Source organism: Streptomyces sp. NBC_00490, assembly GCF_036013645.1.
Lineage (GTDB): Bacteria > Actinomycetota > Actinomycetes > Streptomycetales > Streptomycetaceae > Streptomyces > Streptomyces canus_F.
Genome location: NZ_CP107869.1, coordinates 3547561 through 3570601, shown reverse-complemented (window position 1 = coordinate 3570601; position 23041 = coordinate 3547561). Strand labels below are relative to the sequence as shown.

The following is a 23041-nucleotide window of genomic DNA, read 5'->3' as shown; positions in this document are numbered from 1 at the left end:
TTCAGTGGCGGTGGACCCGGTTGGCGATGGCGTGTCCGACGAACAGGTAGACCACTGCTGCCAGTCCGTACCCGGCGACGACCCTCGCCCACGCCTCGTCGAACGTGAACAGGTCGTGGCTCCAGCCTGCCAGCCAGCGAGCCGCGTCGTGGATGAACTGCACGAAGTCGTTCGCGCGGTTCGCGTCCAGCAGGTACATCACAATCCAGAGGCCCAGGATGAGGGCCATGATGTCGGCGACGATCGCTATGACCGTGCCGGCCGAGTTGGCACCGCTATATCGAGAGGACATAACCAGCGTGTTGCCGCTCATTCCCGTATGAAACCGGATCGTGAGCGAGAACGGCCCGAACAGCGGGAAGAGCTCACGAGTTGAGCTCGGCCAGCACCCGCAGCGACTCCCGGTCCGGTGACAGCGCCAGCAGGTCCGTGACCGGGCCCTTGCGCCACGACTCCAGGCGTTCGGCGATGCGTTCGCGGGGGCCGACGAGGGAGATCTCGTCGGCGAAGGCGTCGGGGACCGCCAGCACCGCCTCCTCGCGGCGGCCTTCGAGGAAGAGGCGCTGGATGCGGCGGGCCTCCTCCTCGTATCCCATCCGTGCCATCAGGTCGGCGTGGAAGTTGCGGGCCGCGTGGCCCATGCCGCCGATGTAGAACCCGAGCATGGTCTTCACGGGGAGCAGGCCCTCGCGTACGTCGTCGCAGACCCGGACCTGGGCCATGGGGGCGATGAGGAAGCCGTCCGGGGCGTCGGCGAGGGAGGCCTCGTAGACCTCGGGGCGGGTCGGGGACCAGTAGAGGGGGAGCCAGCCGTCGGCGATGCGGGTCGTCTGGGCGACGTTCTTCGGGCCCTCGGCGCCCAGGAGGACGGGGAGGTCGGGGCGCAGCGGGTGAGTGATCGGCTTGAGGGCTTTGCCCAGGCCGGTGGCGTCCGGACCCCGGTAGGGGTGGGAGTGGAAGCGGCCGGCGAGTTCGACGGGGGCCGCGCGCCGCAGGACCTGGCGTACGACGTCGACGTATTCGCGCGTCGCGGTCAGCGGTGACTTCGGGAAGGGGCGGCCGTACCAGCCCTCGACCACCTGCGGGCCGGAGAGTCCCAGACCGAGCATCACGCGGCCCCCGGAGAGGTGGTCCAGGGTCAGCGCGTGCATCGCCGTCGTGGTCGGGGAGCGGGCCGCCATCTGGGCAACCGCCGTGCCCAGCTTGATCCTTGAGGTCTGGGCGGCGATCCAGGTCAGCGGGGTGAAGACATCCGAGCCCCAGGACTCGGCCGTCCACACGGAGTCGTAACCGAGCCGCTCCGCCTCCCGCGCCAGCGGTACGTGGTCGGGATTGGGGCCGCGACCCCAGTAGCCGAGTGCGAGACCGAGCCGCATAGCCGCCTCCTGACGATGTGTCAGTTAACCGGTCGAGGGAGGCGACTGTACGACAACGGCCCCCCGCCCGGAAGGGCGAAGGGCCGTGCGTTGATGTCGCTTCGGGATCAGCCGCGCTGGATGCCCGAGGTGTCCTGCAGTACGCCACGACGGCCGTCCTGCGTCTGCGCGACCAGGTTGGCGCCGCGCTGCTCGACGGCCAGGTACCAGGTACCCGGGGCGAGTTCGGCGATCGGCGACTGCGAGCCGTCCTCCGCGAAGAGGGGGCGCGCCACCGGCACCGCGAACCAGAACGGGGAGAAGTCCCCGGCCGGCTGGGGCGCCTGGGGCTGCGGCTGGCTCGGACCGGGCTGCGGCTGGCCGCCGTACGGCTGACCCGGCTGCGGCTGACCACCGTAGGGCTGCGGCTGACCCGGCTGCGGAGCGCCCGGGTAGCCGTAACCACCGGGCGGCTGCGCGCCGTAGGGCTGGGGGGCGGCGGGGCGGGGGGCCGGGACGAGGGCGGCCTGGAGGGCGGGGAGGAGCGGGGTGGCGATGGCGCCACCGGTCAGGACCAGGGCGGCGATGAAGCCGAGGATGAGACCGGCGGCGGCGCTGGAACCGTCGTTGATGTCCACCAGTGTCCAGAACAGGGTCCACGTGACGAGCACGGCGAAGGCCGCGCCCACCGTCCCGAGGTCCAGACCGGCAACCTTGCGCGGCTGCGGCAGGAGGCGGTTGACGACGATCAGCGCGGCGCCGATGACGCCGCCCATGTAGGTGCCGAGGCCGTAGCCGAGGTTGTCCCACGCGGTGACGGAGATACTGCTGTACCCGTCGACGGTGTAGAACTTGAGGAACGACGAGATGAAGAGCAGTACCGCTGCTCCGATCACCACGCCGTCGCCTCGAGTGAGGGAGCGGATATTCACTTCTAGGTCCTTCGGTTCAGTCGTCTCGTCATCGGCTTCGTTGGAGGCGTCGCTGTCACCATGTCGCCGTCAGGCCCCGGTGTGAAGCGCGGGGGTGGCCCCTCATCGTAAAGACGACCTTATCGTCCGTCCGACGAGGCTGTCCCCGGGGATCAACCCGCGGACCACTACCCGCGCAGGAAACTCACGATTCCCGCAGAGATCCCTTGCGCCGCCTTCTGTCGCCAGGCACCGCTGGTCAACTGTGCCGCGTCCTTGCTATCGCGCATGTTGCCGCACTCGATGAACACCTTGGGAACCGTTGACAGATTGAGACCGCCGAGGTCCTTACGCGTGACCAGGCCGGTGCCGTCGCCGACGTAGTTGGAGGGGGCGCTGCCCGTGACGCGGACGAAGTTGCCGGCGACGCGTTCGCCGAGTTCGGCGGAGGAGGCGACGATCGGGCCGGTGTCGGCGCTGCCCGCCTCGACCCTGCCGGGGAGGATGACGTGGAAGCCGCGCTGGCCGGCGCCCGCGCCGTCCGCGTGGACCGACACCACGGCGTCCGCGTCCGCCTTGTTGCCGATGCTCGCCCGCTCGTCGATGCACGGGCCGAACGTCCGGTCGCCGTCCTGCGTCAGCTTCACCGTGGCGCCCTGCTTCTCCAGCAGCGTGCGCAGGCGGTGGGCGACGTCGAGGGTGAACTTGGCTTCCGTGTAACCGGCGTTGGTGGAGGTGCCGGTGGTGTCGCACTCCTTCCAGCCCGTACCGATGTTCACCTTGCGGTTGATGTCGGCGGTGTGCTGGAAGTTGTTCGGGTTGTGGCCCGGGTCGATGACGACGACCTTGCCCTTGAGGGGGCCGGAGGCGGCTGGTGCCGAAGTGGTGGGGGTGGAGCTGGGCTTCCCGTCGTCGGGCGCGGAGGACGAGGACGTCGAGGGCTTCGAGGACCTCGGGGGAGAGGCCGGTGCGCTCGACGACGACGTCGGTGTTCCCGCGGCCTCCTCGGAACCTCCACCGGATCCGCCCACCGTCTCGTACGCCAGCCACCCGAGCAGCGCGCCCGGGACGAGCGCGGCGACCGCGACGGTGAGAGGGCGGCGCCGGGAACGGCGGGGCTGGGGAGGATCGAAGTCCGGGCCTACGTACGACACGACAGCCACCCTAGCGGCGGGTCACCGGCACGGCAGGCCGGTGGGTGCGGAGCGGGGCGCTTCATCCGAACGGCACCGTCGGTGTCGCTCACGGCTGGGTGATATGCCGAGAATCGCCCATGAGTTCACATATGCGTGTCATGGCGAGCGTCCTCGCCGCCGTCGCCGGGGCGGTCGTACTGGGAGCGCCGGCGGCCCAGGCCGCCGCGTTTCCCTGCGCGCCGCCGGAAGACGTCTGTGCCGTCGACCACGTCTACGGTCAGCCGGGCGTCGGCACGGGCAATGTCATCCAGACCCCGGTCGACATCGACATCAACGTGAAGCCCTGAGACCCGCGGCGCCTCACATCCCCGCACCCACCCGCCGCAGCACCCGCAGTGTCCCCGTGACGGAGATCTCCGTGAACGCCCCCGACTTCAGCGCCCGCAGATAGATCCGGTACGGCGCCTGGCCGGTGAACTCGTCCTTCGGGTCCGGGTGCACGTCGTGGATGAGGAGCAGCCCGCCCTCCGCGACATGCGGCGCCCAGCCCTCGTAATCGGCGCTCGCGTGCTCGTCGGTGTGGCCGCCGTCGATGAAGACGAGGGCGAGGGGAGAGCTCCAGATCTTCGCGATCTGCGGGGAACGGCCGACCAGGGCCACGATGTGGTCCTCCAGGCCCGCCTTGTGCAGGGTCCGGCGGAACGTCGGCAGGGTGTCCATCAGGCCGATCTCGGGGTCCACCGTCTCGGGGTCGTGGTACTCCCAGCCGGGCTGCTGCTCCTCGCTGCCGCGGTGGTGGTCGACGGTCAGCGCGGTGACACCGGCCGAACGGGCCGCGTCGGCGAGCAGGATCGCGGAACGGCCGCAGTACGTCCCGACCTCCAGGAGCGGCAGCCCGAGAGCGCCGGCCTCGACGGCGGCCGTGTAGAAGGCGAGGCCCTCGTCCACCGGCATGAATCCCTTCGCCGCCTCGAACGCGGCCAGGATCTCGGGCTTGGGTGCCGCGGTCATGGGCGGGGGCCTTCCGGTCGTACGGGTCTATGGGCGCCCCATGCTGCCGTACCCCCTGGTCGGCGGGCGACAGGGGGTACGGCGACGGGCGACTGTGCTCGAGGGTCAGGGCGCGTCGGAGATGTCCAGCTCGTTCACCTTGATGCGGGTGGTGTCGAACTCCCAGGTGACGAAGAACTTGCCCGGGGCGTACTCGTCGGCCATCGGGTACGTGTCCCAGCCCGCGCCGGAGCCGGCCGGTGTCGGGTCCTCCTCGCTCGCGAGGCCGTCGGCGAACTTCTTGGCGGCGCTCCAGGACGTCGCGCCGGGGCGCTTGGTCTTGTAGTAGAGAGCCAGGCGGCTGGTGCTGTTGCCGGTCGTGTAGATGTACAGGAGCTGGCCGTTGCTGTCCTTGCCGAAGTAGCTCCTGGCCGCGTCGTTGCTCGGCAGGCCGGTGGCGCTGGTGAAGGCCGTCCAGGTCGCGCCGCCGTTGGTGCTCGTGGCCGTCACGGCTTCGGCTTCTCCGCTGCGGGCGACCATGATCAGCTTGTTCGCGTTGTCCGGCGCGACGACGATCTGGTTCTCACCGGCCAGGTGCGCGAGCCCGCCCGCCACGGTGCCGGCCGTCCATTTCGTCAGGTCCGCGCCCGCCGAGATCAGCACGCCGTTCTCGCGGCCCGATGCCCAGAACGGGATGACGGTGTTGCCGTTGGCCAGCTTGAGCGGCCGTCCGGAGATGGCGAGGTTCGCGTATCCCTCGTCGATGGTGGGGGTCTCCGGGAGATCGAGCGGCAGCTTGACGTTGGCGGAGTAGTCCTGCCAGGTGTGCCCCTCGTCGGTGCTGCGCTTGACGACGATGCCGTTGATCGGCAGGCCGTTGTTGTTGATCCCGTCAGGCTCGGAAGCGTCGGCGATCGGGGTGCGCCCGAGGAACGCGAACAGTTCGCTGCCCGACTTGTAGAGCATCACATAGTGCCAGGCGTACTGGTCGGTCTCCTGCGCCAGCGTCTGGGGGCGGCTCCAGTGCGCACCACCGTCGGTGGTGTACGAGTACCGCATGTAGCCCATGTCCACGCTGCCGGGCCGCAGGCCTTCCCGCCACGCCACGACCGCGTTGTTGGCGCTCGTGTTGATGATGTCCGGCGTGCGGGGGCCGTCGCCTCCGGTCACCGTGTTGGTGTACACGGTCTTCTCGACCAACGGGCCCTCGGCGGAGGCCGGGCCCGGCATCAGGAGGCCGGTCAGGACGGCGAGGACGAGCGCGGTCAGGAGCGCGGTCCAGCCGCGCGTGCGGGTTACCACAGCCATTGCCGATCCGGGTTCGGGGTCGCAGTCGTCAGGGCGTCGCAGGTCCACTGGCCCACCTCCACCTTGGGGGTCGGGTCGCTCCCGAGGATGGCGAGGCACAGGCCGCTCTGCGCGTTCCGCAGCTGGTCGAGCTCGTCGTGGTACCAGACCTGCTCGTCGTTCTGGGTCTGCTGGCAGGGCCACTGGATGGCCTTGAGCTTGGTGTCCTTGACTCCGCCGGGGATGGCCAGGCACTGGCCGCTCGCCTTGTTGACCACGTGGTAGCCGCCGCCGGTCATCGGCTGGAGGGACCAGTAGTTGCTGTCGCTGTTGCTGCACGTGTACTGGAACATGACGGTGCCCTTGTCCTGGTCGGAGAGGGGGTTGGCCACACAGAGGCCGGTCGCCATGTTGTAGAGGCGTGCGTTGGCGACCGCTTCGGCGGCCGCGGCGGTCGGCGTCGAGCCGGTCAGGGACGAGCCCGTGAGCACGGGCGCGCAGGTGAGGGCGACGGCCGCCAGAACGGCGGCCACCCTTCTTCGCAGGTTCATGACAGGAGAGATTCCTTCATCAATTCAACTTCCGGATGTCACCAGCTCTACCGCTGGTTGAAGTTCTCGGTGCGGGTCCCACGGGACGCCCTCGAGAGTGCTCGACCAGGATGCGAGGCGGCGCCCATCCATGTCGTTAGCACTGGGTGCACTGAGAGTTGACTGTACGTCCACACACGGCTCACCAGTTCCTGAGGCCCTGCAAGACCGCATACGACCGCGTCCCTGTGATCTCCGCTCGTACGGAGGTCACAGGGACGCGGATGGTGTGTCGGGGAACCCTTCGCTCAGGGTGCGGAGACCGTCTCGCCCGGCAGCGACAGGTCCAGGGCGACCGTGTTCTCGTCGCCCGCGTGGGTCGCGGACGAGGCGAGCGGGCCGTGACCGGTGGCGCGGGCGGCCAGGACGTACGCGCCCTGGGCCGGGACCGCGAGGGCGTAACCGCCGTCCTCGTCGGAGAGCGTCGCGCCCGCCTGGCGGCCGCGGCGGTCGATGAGGGTGACCTTGGCGCGGGGGACCGGGGCGCCCTCGGCGTCCAGGACCCGGCCGCGGAATCCGCGCAGGGCCTCCTCGGCGCGCGCCAGGTTGTCCTCCTCCTCGCTGCTCGCCCGCAGCTGGGGCGCACGGTTCGGCTTCGGCAGGAACAGGGCCATCAGCAGACCGATCGCCACCGCACCGGTCGCGATGAGGAAGGAGACGCGGAAGCCGTGCATGGTCGGGATCGCGACCCCGTTCACGGTGTTCGCGGTGTTGGCCAGCACCATGCCGATCACAGCGCTCGACACCGACGTACCGATGGACCGCATCAGCGTGTTGAGGCCGTTCGCCGCGCCCGTCTCCGAGGCCGGGACCGCGCCGACGATCAGGGCGGGCAGCGAGGAGTAGGCGAGGCCGATGCCGGCGCCGAGGACGACGGCGATGACCAGGCTCTGCCAGGCGGCGCTCATGAGACCCAGACCCGCTCCGTAGCCGATCGCGATGATCAGCATGCCGAGGATGAGGGTGGTCTTGGGGCCGTACTTGGCGGAGAGGCGGGCGTAGACCGGCGCCGTGAACATCATCGTCAGGCCCAGCGGGGCGACCAGCAGGCCGGCGACGACCATCGACTGGCCGAGGCCGTAGCCGGTGGCCTTCGGGAGCTGGAGGAGCTGGGGAAGGACCAGCGAGACGACGTAGAAGCTGACCCCGACCATGATCGACGCGAGGTTGGTGAAGAGGACGGCCGGGCGGGCCGTGGTGCGCAGGTCGACGAGCGGCGCCTTGGTGCGCAGCTCGAAGACGCCCCACAGCAGCAGCACGAGGGCCGACGCGGCGAACAGGCCGAGCGTGGTGGCCGAGGTCCAGCCCCAGTCGCTGCCCTTGGTGATGGGCAGGAGGAAGAGGACCAGGCCGGTGGAGAGACCGAACGCGCCGAGCCCGTCGAAGGAGCCCTCGGCGCGCATGGGGGATTCCGGTACGACGAGGAGGGTGAGGACGATGGAGAGCACGCCGAGGCCCGCGGCACCGTAGAAGAGGGCGTGCCAGTCGGCGTGCTGGGCGATCAGGGCCGCGAGCGGCAGGGCGAGGCCGCCGCCGACGCCGATCGAGGAGCTCATCAGGGCCATCGCCGAGCCGAGCTTCTCGCGCGGCAGCATGTCCCGCATCAGGCCGATGCCGAGGGGGATCGCGCCCATCGCGAAGCCCTGGAGGGTACGGCCGGCGATCATGACGATCAGGTCGCTGGTGAGCGCGCTGACCAGCGCGCCGACCACCATCACCGACAGGCTCGCGATCAGCAGCCGCCGCTTGCCGTACAGGTCGCCGAGGCGGCCCATGATCGGCGTGGCCACGGCGCCCGAGAGAAGCGTGGAGGTCAGGACCCAGGTGGCGTTGCTGGGCTCGGTGTCGAGGAGCTGGGGCAGGTCCTTGATGACCGGGACGAGCAGGGTCTGCATCACCGCGACGACGATGCCCGCGAACGCGAGCACCGGGACGAGGGCGCCGCTCGCCGGGCGGCTGGGCTGATCGGTCGGCGTAGATCTCATGTCAGTGGCCAACCCGGTGTGCTGGGGCAACTATTCCGATGCTTTGGCCAGCTAACGATTTCTTTATCTTCTCTTGAAGAAGAGGGAGGTGAGCTTGAAGAAGAGACAGGTGAAGAAGAGGCGGGCCCAGGCCTGGCCTAGGACCTCCTGCGGAGATGGGCTGGGCCGAAATCCCGATGCCGAGGGCATCCGGCGGTTGACACCATGACGGCCATGCCCGAAGCCGCCGCGGTCACCCGCGCCCCCCGCCCGCGTACGACACCTCCCGTCTGGCTGGTCGTGGCCCTCGCGTGCGCCGGACAGTTCCTCGTCGTGCTCGACATGTCCGTCGTCAACGTGGCACTGCCGTCGGTACGGGCCGACCTGGCCCTCAGCGAGCAGGGCCTCCAGTGGGTGGTGAACGCGTACGCGATCGCCTTCGCCGGGTTCATGCTGCTCGGCGGACGGGCCGGAGACCTGTACGGGCGCAAGCGGATGTTCCTCGTCGGGCTCGGCCTGTTCACACTCGCCTCGCTGGGCGGCGGCCTGGCCCAGGACGGCTGGCAGCTGCTGGTCGCACGGGCCGTGCAGGGACTGGGCGCGGCGGTACTGGCGCCCTCGACGCTGACGATCGTCACGTCCGCGGTGCCCGAGGGAGCGGCACGCGCGCGTGCCATAGCGACCTGGACGGCGGTGGGCGCGGGCGGCGGAGCGGCGGGCGGGTTCGTCGGCGGGGTGCTGGTCGACGCGTGGTCGTGGCGCTGGACGCTGCTGGTCAACGTGCCGGTCGGCGCGGTCCTCCTCCTCGGCGCCCTGTGGTGGCTCACCGAGAGCCGGGCCGGGGACGGGCGGCGGCTCGACCTGCCGGGCGCGGTACTGGTGACCGCGGGGCTGGCGGCTTCGGCGTACGGCATCTCGCAGACGGAGGCCGAGGGCTGGACGTCGGCGGCGACGGTGGTCCCGCTCATGGTCGGTGCGGCCCTGATCGGGGTGTTCCTGCTGGTCGAGACGCGTACGGCGGCCCCGCTGATGCCGCTCGGACTGCTGCGGCGGCGCCCGGTGGCCTCCGCCAACGTCGCGATGTTCCTGAGCGGCTCCGCGATGTTCTGCATGTGGTTCTTCATGACGCTCTACGCCCAGAACGTGCTCGGCTACTCCCCGACCGAGGCCGGTCTCGCACTGGTGCCGAGCTCCCTGGCGATCGTGCTGGCGTCGAAGGCGGCGCCCCGGTTCATGCGGGCTCTCGGCGAGCGCAACGTGGCGGTGCTGGGGACGCTCGTGGCCGTGGCCGGGTTCGCCTGGCAGTCGACGATGAGCGTGGACGGGGACTACGTCGTCACCATCATGATCCCCGGCATCCTGATGATGCTCGGGGCCGGACTCGCCACGACACCCCTGGCCGCGCTGGCCACGTCGGGAGCGGCGCCCGGGGAGGCGGGACTGGTCTCGGGGCTGGTCAACACCTCCCGCACGATGGGCGGCTCCCTGGGACTCGCGGTGATGTCGACACTGGCGGCCGCACGGACGGAGGGGAGCACGGGGCGGGAGGCCCTGACGGAGGGGTACGCGCTGGTGTTCCGGACGGGGGCCGGGGTGTTGGTGGGCGGTGCGGTGTTGATGTGGGTGTGGCTGCCGCGGAGGGTTCCGGCGGGGGTGGGGGCTCCGGTGTCGGGGGCGGTGGTGGTTCCGGTGGTGGGGGAGGGGGTTGCTTCGGTGTCGGGGGAGGCGGAGGACGGGGTGGAGGAGGGGGCTGAGCGGGAGGCGGGGTCCGAGGCGAAGGAGGGGGCGGGGGCAGCGGTGGGTGCGGAGACGGAGGCGGAGGCAGAGGTGGGTGGGAAGTTTTCCGGGGAGTGAGGTGGGGCGGGGGCGCGGTGATGGCGGCGGGAGGCCCGGGGTGCGGGGCCCGGAGGTGAGGGGCCGGGCGAAGCGGCCCGGGGCGCGGGGTGCGGGGCGCGATGAGGGCGGCGGGCGGTGCGGAGCGCTCGCCGCACTCACGACGACGACACCGAGCCGGGGTGTCGGCCCCGGGGACCGCTGACGGAACCGGACGCGACGCCGCCTTCGGGGTCGGCGTCTCCGAGGCCGGCGTCTGCGGGGTCGGCGGGAGGGGTCCGGTGCGTGAAAAGAATTCCGCCGGTTGAGGCAACGGTCTGGGTGGCCCATGGACTCCTTTAGACATCTAGGAGGTGGAGGTGCCCATGGGGGATCGCAAGGAGGCTCGGGACGAGGAGTTCCAGAGCTTCGTCATCGGCCGCTGGCCGCGGCTGATGCGGACGGCATTTCTCCTCACGGGGGAGCAGCACGGTGCGGAGGACCTGGTCCAGTCGACCTTGGAGCAGGTCTACGTGGCCTGGCGCAGAGTCGGTTCGGCTGACGACCCGGAGGCTTATGTACGGCGCGTGATGATCAACGCGCACGCACGAAAACACCGTCGACGGCTCCGGGAGTTCCTGGCGCCCAAGGACGACTCGGGGCTCGTGCGCGAGATCGCCGACACCGGCGACCGCATGGCCCAGGCCGAGGACCGCAACGCCCTGCTGAAGGCGTTGTCCCAGTTGCCGCCACGGCAGCGCGAGGCGGTCGTCCTGCGCTACTGGGAGGACCTCACAGAGACACAGACCGCCGAGGCGATGGGTTGTTCCGTCGGCTCGGTGAAGAGCAACGCGGCCAAGGGAATCGCGAAACTCCGCGCCATACCGGGGCTGGCCGACGTCGTGACGCAGGGAGGGCGTAAGTGATGAACGCGGACCGGGAGACGAACCACGACATGACGAACGGTGACATCGCCTCCATGCTGGCCGGAGCCGCGGACGAGGTCGAGATCGGTATAGCCCCCTACGAGGCGGTCATCCGCGGCGGCCGTCGCCGCAAGGCCCGCCGCTGGGCGGTCGCCGCGGCCACGGCCCTGGTACTCGCCGGTTCCTCGGCGACGCTCGCGGTGGCGGGACTGCCGGGCGGGGGCGGGACGGTGACACAGGCGGCGACCCGGTCGGCGACGCCGGCACCCGACCTGTTCACCCCCACCCGGACGACCCTCGCGACCGGCACGGAGAACGGCAAGGAGTGGCGGGTCGCCATCGACGTCTGGGCCGCGCCGCGGACCGAGGGGCAGGCGGCGGGTCAGTTTGCGGCGATGGGTGAGTACGGCGATGCGCCGTACGGGACCAAGCCCTCCGAACTGATCGGCAAGAGGTCGTACCTCGTGTACTTCAGCAACGGCGACGCGCGGCGAAAGACGTTCGAGGACCTGTTCGGGAAGGACGACACCATGTCGGGCACGGACCTCCAGTCCGCCTCGACCCCCTTCGACGCCGACCCCGAGGGTCCGGAACGCCTGGTCATCGGCATGGTCGGCAAGGACGCCCAGCAGGTCACCTGCAACTGGAAGAACGGCACGGCGACCAAGGTCGACAGGGCCCCGCAGAACGAGGACACCAGCACCGACACCCCGGCGATCCGCCCGGCGGAGGGCTCCCCGGTGGACTGGTTCGTCTGCCTGGCCCCGGAGGGCACGGCAGCGCGGTCGGCGGAGGTGACGGCGGTGAGGTAGCGGGAACGGGGGGCGGGGGACGGGGGGACGGGGGGACGGGGGGACGGGGGGACGGGGGGACGGGAGTGATTGGCAGATGTGTCCCACGGGCGGAGTGAAAAGGCCCAGGTGGGGGAGGTCGGGCGTGGGACCGATCTGCCAATTGCCGCCTCTGCGGCGGCCACCAGGACCCGAGGGGCGGGCCTCCCGTCACACCCACCCCTGCTGGCGGGCCTCCCGCAGTGCCTCCATCCGGTTGCGGGTGCCGGTCTTGCCGATGGCGGAGGAGAGGTAGTTGCGGACGGTGGACTCGGAGAGGTGGAGGGCGGAGGCGATGTCGGCGACGGTCGCCCCGTCCGCCGAGGCACTCAGTACGTCGCACTCGCGGGAGGTGAGGGGGTTGGGGCCGGCGCTGAGGGCGGCCGCGGCGAGGGCGGAGTCGATGACCGTCTCGCCGGTCAGGGCGCGGCGGATGCAGGAGGCCAGTTCCTCGACGGGGCCGTCCTTCACGAGGAAGCCCGCGGCGCCTGCCTCCATGGCCCGGCGGAGGTAGCCGGGGCGGCCGAAGGTGGTGAGGATCAGGACCCGGCAGTCGGGGACCTGGTCGCGGAGCTCGGCGGCGGCGTCGAGGCCGCTCTTGCCGGGCAGTTCGATGTCCAGGAGCGCGACGTCCGGGCGGTGGATCAGCGCCGCGTCCACGATCTTGTCACCGGCCCCGACCTGGGCCACGACCTCGATGTCCGCCTCCATGCCGAGCAGCAGCGCGAGCGCGCCCCGCATCATCCCCTGGTCCTCGGCGAGCAGAACCCTGATGGACTTGGTCGGCCGGTAGTCCCGGGGCATCTCGTTCACGGCCCAAGGGTAGGGCGCGGGGGCCGGGTGCGCTCGGTGCGGAGTCGTGCCGGTGTGCCGTGCACCTGACATGCTCCAAGTGATGTCGTCCGATGACGTGTTGTCCGTGCTCGCCCTGTTGCGCCGGGCGCGTGTGGAGGTCTGGGTCGGTGGAGGCTGGGGCATCGACGCGCTGGTCGGTGAGCAGACCCGGGACCATCGCGACCTCGACCTGATGCACCGCCTGGAGCAGGAGCCCACCGTCACGGCGGCCCTGTCGGAGGCCGGGTACGTGGAGAGCCTCGACCACCACCGGACCTCTGGCCCCCGACCCTCGCCCCGGGCCTCTCCCGCCGGGCCTCTCGCCCCGGCCCCTCACCTCCGGGACCCTCACCCCACCGCCGCCACCTCCCGCTCCAGTACCTCCACCGGCAGCTCCGCCGTCACCACGAACCCGCCCCTCGGGCCCGGGCCCGCCTCCAGTCGGCCGCCCGCCGCCGCGAGGCGTTCCGCCAGGCCCTTCAGGCCGGTGCCGGCGGAGCCCACCGCGCCTACTCCGCCCACCGCGCCTACTCCGCCCACCGCGCCTACTCCGCCCACCGCGCCCACTCCGCTCACGCCGCTCGCCGCGCCCAGTCCGCTCGCCGAGCCCACGCCGCCCACCGCATCCACCCCGCTCACCGCACCCGCCCCGCTCACCGCGCCCACCACATCCACCCCGCTCACCGCATCCACCGCAGGAACCACCCCCCGCCCGTCATCCACCACCCGCAACCGCACCCTTTCCGCCGTCCCCTCCACCGCGATCTCGCACCGTGAAGCCCCGCTGTGCCGGACGGCGTTGGTGACGGCCTCTCGTACGACCCAGCTCAGCAGGGTCTCCGTGGGGGCGGTCAGGGGTGGGCCGGAGTGGCGTACGACGGGGGCGATGGACGCGGCCTCCAGGGCCGAGCGGGCGCGGTCCAGTTCGGTGCTGAGGCTGCCCTCGCGGTAGCCGGTGACCGCCTCGCGGATCTCGGTGAGTGCCTGGCGGCCGACGGACTCGATGTCGGTGATCTGGGCGAGGGCCGCGTCCATGTCGCGGCGGGCCAGACGGCGGGCGGCCTCCGACTTGACCACGATCACGGACAGGGTGTGGCCGAGGAGGTCGTGGAGGTCGCGGGAGAAGCGCAGGCGCTCCTTCTCGACCGCGCGCCGGGCCAGTTCCTCGCGGGCCGCGCGCAGTTCCCGTACCGCCTCGGAGAGGGACAGGATCGCCGCGGTCACCATCGTCGACAGGAAGGTGGCGTATCCGATGTTCACCGCGTCCCAGCCGTCCTGGACCGCGGAGACGGCCACCGCGAGCGCGGTGAGGCCGAGCCCGGTCCGGCCGAGCCAGGGGCCCCGGGTCACGGCGCCCGTGGCCAGGCCGAGCAGGGGGAAGAAGTACAGCCAGTTGCCGCCGTAGCCGATGGCCAGGGCGCAGGTGACCAGGCCCATCAGGACGAGTGCGACCCGGGTCGAGCGGGCCTCGCGCTTCTCCTTCACGAAGGCGCGGAAGACGACGTAGATGTAGAGGGAGTTGAAGGCGAGCAGGCCGAGGGCGCCGAGCCATGGCTGGGGTGTTCCGGCCTGGAAGACGTTGGAGAAGGCGCCCATTCCCATCAGCAGCCAGGGGAGGAGGGAGAAGCCGGTGGGCGGTGGGCCCGGGTTCTCGACCGGCACCCCGGTTTCGCGGGCGCTGCGCTGGTCGGCCTTGAAGCGTTCCATGTCCGACTTCCAGTCCGCCCGCGCCGCCTGCCACGCGTCCGTACGGCACGACGCCTTGCGCCACCACGACCGGTTCCCGCTGCCTTGTGTCATGGCTCCCACGCTACGAACCCGCCCACGTGCGCGGCAGAGGGACATGTACGGAATCCGGCGGTACAAATGTCACGGGCCCCGGCATCTGACATGCCGTCAGTAGTCTTCACAACTTCTGGGAGCTGGGCTATACAGGGGTCGCCGTACTGGAACGCGTTCTAGAACGAGCGCGGAGGCACGGACCCGTGAACGACCTCGGTGCGGCCGACGGTGCGGACGGTCGCACCGAGGTCTCTGAGCCCCCAGGAGCCCCATGCCCATCGACGCCGCAAAGGCAGTGGCCGCCGAACCCCGGACGGGCGAGATCGCCTGGAACTCCAAGGACGTGCAGCTCTACCACCTCGGCATCGGAGCAGGCGTCCCGGCGACGGACCCGGACGAGCTGCGCTACACCCTCGAGTCCAGGCTGCACGTCCTGCCGAGCTTCGCCACCGTCGCCGGTTCCGGCTCGCCCGGTGTGATCAGCGGTCTGTCCATGCCCGGCATCGAGGTCGACCTCGCCAAGGTCCTGCACGGCGGCCAGTCGCTGACCATCCACCGCCCGCTGCCCGCCGAGGGCACCGCCACCGCCACCGGCCGTATCGCCGCGGTCTACGACAAGGGCAAGGCCGCCGTCCTCGTCATGCGCACCGAAGTCGCCGACGCCGACGGCCCGTTGTGGACCAACGACGCGCAGATCTTCGTGCGGGGGGAAGGGGGCTGGGGCGGCGACCGGGGGCCGTCCGGCCGTCTCGACCCGCCCTCCGGCGAGCCCGACCGGGTCGTCGAGCGGGCCGTCCGTGAGGACCAGGCCCTGCTCTACCGCCTCTCCGGCGACTGGAACCCGCTGCACGCCGACCCCGAGTTCGCCAAGGTCGCCGGGTTCGAGCGGCCCATCCTGCACGGGCTGTGCACCTACGGCATCACCCTCAAGGCGGTCGTCGACACCGTGCTGGGCGGGGATGTGGCGCGGGTGCGGTCCTACGTCACCCGGTTCGCGGGGGTCGTGTACCCGGGGGAGACCCTGCGCATCCGGATGTGGGAACAGCAAGGCGCCGTACGGGTCGCCGTGAGCGCTGTGGAGCGGGACGACGCGCCCGTCCTCGCCGACACCGTCGTCGAACACGCCTGAGCACACCAGCCGTTGAGGGGAGCCGCACCATGCGCGCAGCCGTACTGCACGAGATCGGCCAGGACAAGCTGGAGGTCCTCGACGACGTCGAGGCGGTGGGGTTCGGGCCCGGAAAGGTCAGGATCAGGGTGCGGGCCGCGGGGCTGTGCCACTCGGACCTGTCCGGGATGAGCGGCGTGCTGCCGCAGCCCGCGCCCTTCGTGCCCGGTCACGAGGGCGCGGGGGAGATCCTCGAAGTCGGGGACGGCGTCAGCCACTTGAAGGCCGGTGACCGGGTCGTCGTCTGCTGGCTGCCCGCCTGCGGCGCGTGTCCGGCGTGCAAGCGCGGCCAGACCGAGCTGTGTCTGGCCGGGTTCATGAACGCCGGCACCCCCAACTTCAGGCGCCCCGCCGGAGACGTCTTCGGCATGGCCGGCACCGGCACCTTCACCGAGGAGGTCGTCGTCGACGCGGGCTGCGCGGTGCCGATCCCCGACGACGTGCCCTTCGACATCGCCGCGCTGATCGGCTGCGGAGTCACCACGGGCCTCGGCGCCGCCCTCAACACCGCCGACGTAAAGGCCGGTTCGTCCGTCGCCGTCATCGGCTGCGGTGGCGTCGGTATCTCCGCGATCCAGGGCGCCCGGCTCAAGGGCGCGGCGGAGATCGTGGCCGTCGACCCGGTGCTCTCCCGCCGCGAGTCCGCCCTCAAGTTCGGTGCCACCAGGGCCGTTTCCCCCGACGAACTGGCCGACGCCAAGCAACAGGTCACCGCGGGAGAGGGCTTCGACTACGTCTTCGAGGTCGTCGGGAAGTCGGCCACGGCACGCACCGCGTACGACAACACCCGGCGCGGCGGCACCCTGGTCGTCGTCGGTGCGGGCGCCATGGACGACAACCTCCAGCTCAACATGTTCGAGCTGTTCTTCGACGAGAAGCGGATCCTGCCGTCCATGTACGGCGGCGGTGACGTCCTGACCTCCTACGAGCGGACCATCGCCCTGTGGCGGGCGGGCCGCGTCGACCTGGCGGGCCTGATCACCCACCGCGTCCCGCTGGCCGACATCAACGAGGCCCTGGACCAGATGCGCACCGGCACCTCGCTGCGCACCTGCATAGAGATCTGAGGAACTCCCGGTATGACACTGCCACTCGAGGGGCTCTCCGCGATCGTCACCGGCGCCGGACGCGGCCTCGGCCGGGCCGAGGCGCTCGAACTCGCCCGGCTCGGCGCCGCCGTCGTCGTCAACGACTACGGACAGCCCGGCCGGGACGGCTCCGGCGAGGCCTCCGCGGGCCCCGCCGAGGAGGTCGCCGCCGAGATCCGCGCGGCGGGCGGCACGGCGCTCGCCCACACCGGGGACGTCTCCGACTTCTCCCAGGCCCAGCGGCTCGTCCAGTCGGCCGTCGAGGAGTTCGGCAAGCTCGACATCCTCGTCAACAACGCGGGCATCCTGCGCGACCGCATGGTCTTCTCCATGACCGAGCAGGAGTGGGACTCGGTCATCCGGGTCCACCTCAAGGGCCACTTCAACACGACCCGCTTCGCCGCCGCGCACTGGCGGGAGAGGTCCAAGGCGGCGGGCGGGCCGGTGTACGGGCGGATCGTGAACACCTCGTCGGAGGCGTTCCTCGCGGGCTCGGCCGGACAGCCCAACTACGCCGCCGCGAAGGGCGGAATCGTCGGGCTCACCACCTCCACGGCCCTTGCCCTCGCCAAGTACGGCGTCACCGCGAACGTCATCTGCCCGCGCGCCCGCACCCGGATGACCGAGGACGTCTTCGCGGGCCTCGAAGCACCCGACGCCGGGCTCGACCCGCTCGCCCCCGAGCATGTCGCCCCGCTCGTCGGCTACTTGGCCTCACCCGCCGCCGCACGCGTCAACGGCCAGCTGCTCGTCTTACACGGAGGGATGGTCGCCGTCGTCGAACGGCCGCGTGTGCAGGCCAAGTTCGACAGCAAGCAGGAGACCTTCACGTACGACGAACTGGACGCGCTGCTCACCCCGCACTATGCCGGGCGCCCCTCGGGGGAGACGTTCGCGGCGGCGGAGGTGCTGGGGCTCAAGCGGGAGTAGACACACGCGAGCACATACGGGAGCAGGGCAAACGGGAGGGGACATACGGAAGGGGTCCGCGTGTCAGCCGACACGCGGACCCCTTCGTCGTCGTACCGTCAGGCAGCCTTTTCGGCTTCCTCGACCGGCTTGCGGTGTCGGCCACGAGGGGCCGAATCGCCGTCGTGAGCCGAGACCTGCCCCCGGTGCCGGCCGTGGCCGGACGTCTGCTGGACATCGGTGCGCGGCGGCTGAATCGTGCTTGCGTCGCTCATCGGAAGAACTCACCCCGTCAACATGATCTTTCTAACAGCCGGGCGAGTTTAACCAACCGACCACGGGGCGAATCCAGGCGGCCACGCCAACCGGCACTAGTTCGTTACAAGACCACCCAACGGCGTTTTCCCGAGGCCCTTCGACGCCACTTTCCCGAGCGACTCCAACGGCGCCTTCCCGAGCGGCACCGGTCTCAGCACCGCGGGCTCCGGAGGATCCGATGGCGACGGCCCGTCCGAGTCCGACGGCCTCCCCGGCGTCGACTCGTCGGCCGTCGCGTCCCGCACCGGATCCCCCGGGCCCGCGTCCCCCGTCCTTCCCCCGCCCCCCGCTTCCCCCGTGGGCACCGTCAACTCCGCCACCCCGCACGGCACTTCGTCCGTCGAGTACGGCAGCCGCAGCACCCCGTCCCGCGTCCACCGCCCGGCGCCCGTCAACCACCCCATGGGCGCCGCGAGATGGTGCACCTGCCGCCCGTTCGGCCGCCACATGCCTACCCAGCTGCCGACCGGTCCGTCGATCCGCAGCGCCACCGCACAGTTCTCCGGCATCAGCACCTGCCCCGGCTGGGCGGCGAACGGCGTCACCGCGCACTCGGGCAGCCGCAGGCTCTCCGGGAAGCGCACCGGCAGCGTGCTGCCGAGCACCCCCCAGCCGAGCCGCTCCTCACCGGGCGCGTCCGAGCGGATCAGCAGCAGCCCGCTGTCCGGGTCGGCGAGCAGCAGCCGGTCGTCACTGCCGGCGGAGATCTGCAGCAGCGGCGACACCTCACCGGCGCGCTCCAGATCGACCACGATGGCCTTGGTGCACCCCCCGACCTCCCGGTCGAGCGCCAGCATCCGCCCCGCCCGGTCCAGCCACACCCCGCCCGAGCAGCGCCCGGGGATCTCCGCGAGATGCTCGGGCCCGAAGGCGCCCCCCGCCACCAGCCACACCGCGGTCGAGTGCCGGCCCGCGGCGAGGGCGTACGCCTTCTCGCCCCCCGGCGCGGGCGGCAGCAGCCACAGCCGGGTGCCCTCCTCCGGGCACTCGACCGCCCCGAGCGGCAGCTCGCCGGTGGCGGGGCCGGTGGGGTAGAGCAGCGAGAAGTTGTGCCGCCCGTCCGCGAACCGCCTGATCAGAACCCGTCCGTCGCCCATCGGCTGCACCTCGGTGCCCGGCTCCTCCGGCTGGTTGCCGGGCAGCGGTACCGCGTACGGCTCGGGGCCGTCCAGCGTCCAGCGCTCCGGGAACCAGGAGTCGCCGTCCAGTGTGAGGCGGGCGGCGTACGCGCCGTCCGCGGTGATCGTGCAGCCAGCCTGCGGCGTACCGTCCTCGTCCGCCGCCGTGGGCTCGATCGCACAGGCCGTCATCGTTCGGTCACCTCCGGCCACGAAGTTAGTTTTCGCACGCACGGACGTGGGACGAGCCGACGACCACTTCACACAAAGGGGTGGCCCAGGAACGATTCGCCTGAGGAAAACGGGACGAATGTGCTGGGCGGGGTCATCGGGAGCCGGACCGGTACATCGGCACAGACCAGCCAGGTAGCCTTTGCCCCGTGCCCCGTCTGTCTGAAGTCATCACCGCGCTGGAGAACCTGTGGCCCGCCGAGCGGGCCGAGTCCTGGGACGCGGTCGGCACCGTCGTGGGCGACCCCGACCAGGAGGTCTCTCGGGTCCTGTTCGCCGTCGACCCGGTCCAGGAGATCGTCGACGAGGCCGTGAAGCTGGGCGCCGACCTGCTGGTCACCCACCACCCGCTCTATCTGCGCGGTACGACGACGGTCGCGGCGACCCACTTCAAGGGCCGCGTCGTCCACACGCTCATCAAGAACGACATCGCCCTGCACGTGGCGCACACGAACGCGGACACCGCGGACCCCGGGGTAAGCGACGCCCTCGCGGGCGCGCTGGACCTCCGGGTCGTACGACCGCTCGTGCCGGACCCCTCCGACAAGGACGGCCGCCGGGGCCTCGGCCGGATCTGCGAGCTGGACCACCCGCTGCCGCTGAAGGACTTCGCGGCACGGGCCGCCGCCCGGCTCCCCGCCACCGCGCAGGGCATCCGCGTCGCCGGCGACCCCGAGGCCATCGTCCGCACCGTCGCCGTCAGCGGCGGCTCCGGCGACAGCCTCTTCGACGTCGTACGAGCCTCCGGCGTCGACGCCTTCCTCACCGCGGACCTCCGCCACCACCCGGCATCCGAGGCCCGAGCCCAAACCCCTCTCGCGCTGCTCGACGCCGCGCACTGGGCCACCGAATGGCCCTGGTGCGAGCTGGCCGCGACCCAGCTCGACGAGATCTCCGACCGCCACGGATGGGGCCTGCGGGTCCACGTCTCCAAGACGGTCACCGACCCCTGGACCGCCCACGCGGCGTCCGCCACCGACACCACCGACTCACTGGGAGCCCCCAACTGAACGCCGCGCCCGCCGACCAGATCCGCCTCCTCGAGGTCCAGGCCCTCGACGTCCGCCTCCAGCAGCTCGCGCACAAGCGCAAGTCGCTGCCCGAGCACGCCGAGATCGAGTCGCTGACCAAGGACCACACCCAGCTGCGTGACCTGCTGGTCGCCGCGCAGACCGAGGAGAGCGACACCGCCCGCGAGCAGATCAAGGCCGAGCAGGACGTGGACCAGGTGCGCCAGCGCGCCACCCGCGACCAGCAGCGTCTGGACTCCGGGGCCGTCACCTCCCCGAAGGACCTGGAGAACCTCCAGCGCGAGATCGTTTCCCTCGCCAAGCGCCAGGGCGACCTGGAGGACATCGTCCTGGAGGTCATGGAGCGCCGGGAGTCCGCGCAGGAGCGGGTCGCCGAGCTGACCGAGCGGGTCGGCGCGGTGCAGGGCAAGGTCGACGACGCGACGGCCCGCCGCGAGGCCGCGTTCGAGGGCATCGACAACGAGGTCGCCACCGTCACCAAGGAGCGCGAGGTCATCGCGGGCACGATCCCCGCGGACCTGCTCAAGCTCTACGACAAGCTGCGCGAGCAGCAGGGCGGCATCGGTGCGGCGAAGCTGTACCAGCGGACCTGCCAGGGCTGCCGCCAGGAGCTGGCGATCACCGACATCAACGAGATCCGCGCGGCCGCGCCGGACACGGTCGTCCGCTGCGAGAACTGCCGCCGCATCCTGGTGCGTACGTCCGAGTCCGGCCTGTAAGGAGCGTCGCGCGTGCGGGAGTTCATCGTCGAGGCCGACGGCGGGTCCCGGGGCAACCCCGGCCCCGCGGGCTACGGCTCCGTGGTCATCGACGCGGCGACCGGCGAGACGCTGATGGAGCGGGCCGAGTACATCGGCGTCGCCACCAACAACGTCGCCGAGTACCGGGGCCTGCTGGCCGGCCTGCGCGCCGCGCACGAACTGGACCCCGCCGCCTCGGTCCACGTCCGCATGGACTCCAAGCTCGTCGTGGAGCAGATGTCGGGCCGCTGGAAGATCAAGCACCCGGACATGAAGCCGCTCGCGATGGAGGCGGGGCGGGTGTATCCGGCGGACCAGGTGACGTACGAGTGGATCCCGCGGGAGAGCAACAAGCACGCGGACCGGCTCGCGAACGAGGCGATGGACGCGGGGAAGCGGGGGGAGCAGTGGTCGGCGGCGGATTCGACGGCGGAACTGGACGCGGCCGCTTCCGCGGCCCGCCGCGGAGCGGTGGAGTCTTTGGGCGGCGGAGCCGCTGAGGCCGGGGCGGGTGTGGTGGCCGGGGCGCCGGGGGATGCGGTCGCCGGGGCGGCGAAGGTGCGTGCGGCGTTGGGTTCTGCTGCTGCCGGGGGTTCCCGGTCCGCCTCGGCTGTGTCGTCCTCCGCTGCTTCCTCGCGCCGCGGAGCGGTGGAGGTCCCGGGCGGCGGAGCCGCTGCGGCCGATGCCGATGTGCGTGCCGCGAAGGTGGTCGCCAGCCCCGGGTGGGCGCCGGCCGACATGGGGGCGCCCGCGACCTTTGTGCTGCTGCGGCACGGGGAGACGCCGTTGACGCCCCAGAAGCGTTTCTCGGGGAGTGGAGGGACCGATCCGTCCCTGTCCGACGTCGGGCGTGAGCAGGCCGAGCGGGTCGCCGCCGCGCTCGCCCGGAGGGGCACGGTCCAGGAGATCCTCGCCTCGCCCCTCACCCGTACCCGGGAGACCGCCGCCGCCGTCGCCGAACGGCTCGGACTCGACGTGACCGTCGAGGACGGGCTGCGGGAGACCGACTTCGGGGCGTGGGAGGGGCTCACCTTCGCCGAGGTGCGGGAGCGCTACCCCGACGACCTCAACACCTGGCTCTCCGACCCGGACGCCGAACCCACCGGCGGCGGCGAGAGCTTCGCGGCCACCGCCACCCGTATCGCGGCGACGAGGGACAAGCTGGTCGCGGCGTACGCGGGACGCACGGTCCTGCTCGTCACGCATGTCACGCCGATCAAGACGTTCGTACGACTCGCGCTCGGCGCCCCGCCGGAGTCCCTGTTCCGGATGGAACTGTCGGCCGCGTCGCTGTCCGCCGTGGCGTACTACGCCGACGGCAACGCGAGCGTACGGCTCTTCAACGACACGTCCCACCTGCGTCCCTGAGCCCCGACGCCGCGCGGGCCAGCCCTTCGATCCGGTCCCAGTCCCGCGCGGCGACCGCGTCCGCGGGCAGCATCCATGTCCCGCCCACGCACCCGACGTTGGGCAGGGCCAGATACTCCGGCGCGTTCGCCGGACCGATACCCCCCGTGGGGCAGAACCGAGCCTGAGGCAGCGGCCCGGCCAGCGACTTCAGATACGCCGTCCCGCCCGCCGCCTGTGCCGGGAAGAACTTCATCTCCCGCACCCCGCGCTCCAGCAGTGCCACGACCTCCGACACCGTGGACACCCCCGGCAGGAACGGCACCCCCGACGCCCGCATCGCGGTCAGCAGCACGTCCGTCCAGCCCGGACTGACCAGGAACCGCGCCCCGGCCTCCACACACCGCGTCACCTGCTCCGGCGTCACGACCGTCCCCGCGCCGACCACCGCGCCGGGCACCTCGTCGGCGATGGCCCGGATCGCCTCCAGCGCGACCGGCGTCCGCAAGGTCACCTCGATCGCCGGCAGCCCTCCGGCGACCAGCGCCCGCGCCAGCGGCACGGCATCGGAGGCGTCCTCGATGACGACGACGGGCACGACGGGCGCGAGGTCGAGCACGGAGGCGTACGGCGAGGAGGGCAGCGGCGAGGTCATGGCCTCATCGTGCCCAGGG

22 protein-coding genes and 1 pseudogene are annotated in these 23041 nt (G+C 71.5%); 11 read left to right on the top strand and 12 right to left on the bottom strand.

The window, feature by feature from the left end:
* Position 1: 1 nt before the first annotated feature.
* The 4 genes from OG381_RS16115 to OG381_RS16100 form a co-directional block, all read right to left on the bottom strand.
* Positions 2-292 (bottom strand): hypothetical protein, encoded by a 291-nt coding sequence (locus tag OG381_RS16115; protein ID WP_327716795.1) that lies wholly within the window; start codon positions 290-292, stop codon positions 2-4.
* 73 nt (positions 293-365) lie between these two features.
* Complete coding sequence (locus OG381_RS16110) at positions 366-1376, bottom strand: LLM class F420-dependent oxidoreductase (protein WP_327716794.1); 1011 nt, start codon at positions 1374-1376, stop codon at positions 366-368.
* 107 nt (positions 1377-1483) lie between these two features.
* Positions 1484-2287, bottom strand: coding sequence for a DUF5336 domain-containing protein (locus tag OG381_RS16105; RefSeq protein WP_327716793.1), 804 nt, complete (start codon positions 2285-2287; stop codon positions 1484-1486).
* 167 nt (positions 2288-2454) lie between these two features.
* Positions 2455-3420, bottom strand: a complete 966-nt coding sequence (locus tag OG381_RS16100) for an N-acetylmuramoyl-L-alanine amidase (RefSeq protein ID WP_327716792.1) — start codon at positions 3418-3420, stop codon at positions 2455-2457.
* A gap of 131 nt (positions 3421-3551) precedes the next feature.
* Here OG381_RS16100 and OG381_RS16095 point away from each other — a divergent pair, with 131 nt between their 5' ends.
* Entirely contained in the window at positions 3552-3749 is a 198-nt protein-coding gene (locus OG381_RS16095) for a chaplin family protein (RefSeq protein ID WP_327716791.1), read from the top strand.
* 13 nt (positions 3750-3762) lie between these two features.
* Here OG381_RS16095 and OG381_RS16090 read toward each other — a convergent pair whose 3' ends face one another.
* The 4 genes from OG381_RS16090 to OG381_RS16075 form a co-directional block, all read right to left on the bottom strand.
* Positions 3763-4413, bottom strand: coding sequence for a class I SAM-dependent methyltransferase (locus OG381_RS16090; RefSeq protein WP_327716790.1), 651 nt, complete (start codon positions 4411-4413; stop codon positions 3763-3765).
* Between the two features lie 105 nt (positions 4414-4518).
* Positions 4519-5700, bottom strand: a complete 1182-nt coding sequence (locus OG381_RS16085) for a sialidase family protein (protein WP_327716789.1) — start codon at positions 5698-5700, stop codon at positions 4519-4521.
* A complete protein-coding gene (locus OG381_RS16080) occupies positions 5688-6230 on the bottom strand; it encodes an RICIN domain-containing protein (RefSeq protein WP_327716788.1) in 543 nt (180 codons plus the stop codon). Before OG381_RS16080 ends, OG381_RS16085 begins: the two co-directional genes overlap by 13 nt.
* 287 nt (positions 6231-6517) lie before the next feature.
* Positions 6518-8254: an MFS transporter gene (locus tag OG381_RS16075; RefSeq protein ID WP_327716787.1), complete on the bottom strand. Its 1737-nt coding sequence runs from the start codon at positions 8252-8254 to the stop codon at positions 6518-6520.
* 204 nt (positions 8255-8458) lie between these two features.
* On the opposite strand from OG381_RS16075, the gene OG381_RS16070 reads away from it, so the two are divergent.
* The 3 genes from OG381_RS16070 (at position 8459) to OG381_RS16060 (ending at position 11783) form a co-directional block, all read left to right on the top strand.
* Positions 8459-10087: an MFS transporter gene (locus OG381_RS16070; protein WP_327716786.1), complete on the top strand. Its 1629-nt coding sequence runs from the start codon at positions 8459-8461 to the stop codon at positions 10085-10087.
* Between the two features lie 344 nt (positions 10088-10431).
* Positions 10432-10971, top strand: a complete 540-nt coding sequence (locus tag OG381_RS16065) for a SigE family RNA polymerase sigma factor (protein ID WP_327716785.1) — start codon at positions 10432-10434, stop codon at positions 10969-10971.
* Positions 10971-11783: a hypothetical protein gene (locus OG381_RS16060; RefSeq protein WP_327716784.1), complete on the top strand. Its 813-nt coding sequence runs from the start codon at positions 10971-10973 to the stop codon at positions 11781-11783. The genes OG381_RS16065 and OG381_RS16060 overlap by 1 nt, the downstream gene beginning before the upstream one ends.
* A 189-nt stretch (positions 11784-11972) precedes the next feature.
* Here OG381_RS16060 and OG381_RS16055 read toward each other — a convergent pair whose 3' ends face one another.
* Positions 11973-12605, bottom strand: a complete 633-nt coding sequence (locus OG381_RS16055; protein ID WP_327722470.1) for a response regulator transcription factor — start codon at positions 12603-12605, stop codon at positions 11973-11975.
* A gap of 91 nt (positions 12606-12696) precedes the next feature.
* Here OG381_RS16055 and OG381_RS16050 point away from each other — a divergent pair.
* Positions 12697-12900 (top strand): annotated as a pseudogene (locus tag OG381_RS16050) (nucleotidyltransferase domain-containing protein); the annotation flags it as partial.
* 83 nt (positions 12901-12983) lie between these two features.
* Here the strand turns inward: OG381_RS16050 and OG381_RS16045 are convergent.
* Complete coding sequence (locus tag OG381_RS16045) at positions 12984-14435, bottom strand: sensor histidine kinase (RefSeq protein ID WP_327716783.1); 1452 nt, start codon at positions 14433-14435, stop codon at positions 12984-12986.
* Between the two features lie 253 nt (positions 14436-14688).
* Between OG381_RS16045 and OG381_RS16040 the strand changes: the two genes are divergently transcribed.
* The 3 genes from OG381_RS16040 to OG381_RS16030 are packed head-to-tail and all read left to right on the top strand — an operon-like array spanning position 14689 to position 17603.
* A complete protein-coding gene (locus OG381_RS16040) occupies positions 14689-15546 on the top strand; it encodes a MaoC/PaaZ C-terminal domain-containing protein (RefSeq protein WP_327716782.1) in 858 nt (285 codons plus the stop codon).
* 29 nt (positions 15547-15575) lie between these two features.
* Positions 15576-16652 carry a Zn-dependent alcohol dehydrogenase gene (locus tag OG381_RS16035; RefSeq protein ID WP_327716781.1) on the top strand — a complete coding sequence of 359 codons (1077 nt, stop codon included), beginning with the start codon at positions 15576-15578 and terminating at the stop codon, positions 16650-16652.
* 12 nt (positions 16653-16664) lie between these two features.
* Positions 16665-17603 carry a 3-oxoacyl-ACP reductase gene (locus OG381_RS16030; protein ID WP_327716780.1) on the top strand — a complete coding sequence of 313 codons (939 nt, stop codon included), beginning with the start codon at positions 16665-16667 and terminating at the stop codon, positions 17601-17603.
* Between the two features lie 350 nt (positions 17604-17953).
* Here the strand turns inward: OG381_RS16030 and OG381_RS16025 are convergent, their stop codons facing one another.
* Positions 17954-19210, bottom strand: coding sequence for a hypothetical protein (locus OG381_RS16025; protein WP_327716779.1), 1257 nt, complete (start codon positions 19208-19210; stop codon positions 17954-17956).
* Positions 19211-19398: 188 nt separating this feature from the next.
* On the opposite strand from OG381_RS16025, the gene OG381_RS16020 reads away from it, so the two are divergent.
* From OG381_RS16020 to OG381_RS16010, 3 genes are read left to right on the top strand one after another with little or no spacing between them, the layout of a single operon-like run.
* Complete coding sequence (locus tag OG381_RS16020; protein ID WP_327716778.1) at positions 19399-20259, top strand: Nif3-like dinuclear metal center hexameric protein; 861 nt, start codon at positions 19399-19401, stop codon at positions 20257-20259.
* Complete coding sequence (locus tag OG381_RS16015) at positions 20256-20999, top strand: zinc ribbon domain-containing protein (RefSeq protein WP_327722469.1); 744 nt, start codon at positions 20256-20258, stop codon at positions 20997-20999. The genes OG381_RS16020 and OG381_RS16015 overlap by 4 nt, the downstream gene beginning before the upstream one ends.
* 12 nt (positions 21000-21011) lie before the next feature.
* On the top strand, positions 21012-22388 hold the full coding sequence (locus OG381_RS16010; RefSeq protein WP_327716777.1) for a bifunctional RNase H/acid phosphatase: 1377 nt from the start codon (positions 21012-21014) through the stop codon (positions 22386-22388).
* On the opposite strand, the gene OG381_RS16005 is transcribed toward OG381_RS16010, so the two are convergent.
* Positions 22360-23022 (bottom strand): bifunctional 4-hydroxy-2-oxoglutarate aldolase/2-dehydro-3-deoxy-phosphogluconate aldolase, encoded by a 663-nt coding sequence (locus OG381_RS16005; protein WP_327716776.1) that lies wholly within the window; start codon positions 23020-23022, stop codon positions 22360-22362. The two genes, OG381_RS16010 and OG381_RS16005, sit on opposite strands and share 29 nt — an antisense overlap.
* Between the last annotated feature and the right edge of the window lie 19 nt (positions 23023-23041).

Coding starts and splice junctions, on each gene's coding strand:
- OG381_RS16040 (WP_327716782.1), top strand. CDS start 14,689: ATGCCCATCGACGCCGCAAAGGCAGTGGCCGCCGAACCCCGGACGGGC.
- OG381_RS16075 (WP_327716787.1), bottom strand. CDS start 8,254: ATGAGATCTACGCCGACCGATCAGCCCAGCCGCCCGGCGAGCGGCGCC.
- OG381_RS16055 (WP_327722470.1), bottom strand. CDS start 12,605: ATGCCCCGGGACTACCGGCCGACCAAGTCCATCAGGGTTCTGCTCGCC.
- OG381_RS16035 (WP_327716781.1), top strand. CDS start 15,576: ATGCGCGCAGCCGTACTGCACGAGATCGGCCAGGACAAGCTGGAGGTC.
- OG381_RS16080 (WP_327716788.1), bottom strand. CDS start 6,230: ATGAACCTGCGAAGAAGGGTGGCCGCCGTTCTGGCGGCCGTCGCCCTC.
- OG381_RS16030 (WP_327716780.1), top strand. CDS start 16,665: ATGACACTGCCACTCGAGGGGCTCTCCGCGATCGTCACCGGCGCCGGA.
- OG381_RS16090 (WP_327716790.1), bottom strand. CDS start 4,413: ATGACCGCGGCACCCAAGCCCGAGATCCTGGCCGCGTTCGAGGCGGCG.
- OG381_RS16060 (WP_327716784.1), top strand. CDS start 10,971: ATGAACGCGGACCGGGAGACGAACCACGACATGACGAACGGTGACATC.
- OG381_RS16045 (WP_327716783.1), bottom strand. CDS start 14,435: ATGACACAAGGCAGCGGGAACCGGTCGTGGTGGCGCAAGGCGTCGTGC.
- OG381_RS16110 (WP_327716794.1), bottom strand. CDS start 1,376: ATGCGGCTCGGTCTCGCACTCGGCTACTGGGGTCGCGGCCCCAATCCC.
- OG381_RS16025 (WP_327716779.1), bottom strand. CDS start 19,210: ATGACGGCCTGTGCGATCGAGCCCACGGCGGCGGACGAGGACGGTACG.
- OG381_RS16005 (WP_327716776.1), bottom strand. CDS start 23,022: ATGACCTCGCCGCTGCCCTCCTCGCCGTACGCCTCCGTGCTCGACCTC.
- OG381_RS16065 (WP_327716785.1), top strand. CDS start 10,432: ATGGGGGATCGCAAGGAGGCTCGGGACGAGGAGTTCCAGAGCTTCGTC.
- OG381_RS16115 (WP_327716795.1), bottom strand. CDS start 292: ATGTCCTCTCGATATAGCGGTGCCAACTCGGCCGGCACGGTCATAGCG.
- OG381_RS16085 (WP_327716789.1), bottom strand. CDS start 5,700: ATGGCTGTGGTAACCCGCACGCGCGGCTGGACCGCGCTCCTGACCGCG.
- OG381_RS16070 (WP_327716786.1), top strand. CDS start 8,459: ATGACGGCCATGCCCGAAGCCGCCGCGGTCACCCGCGCCCCCCGCCCG.
- OG381_RS16095 (WP_327716791.1), top strand. CDS start 3,552: ATGCGTGTCATGGCGAGCGTCCTCGCCGCCGTCGCCGGGGCGGTCGTA.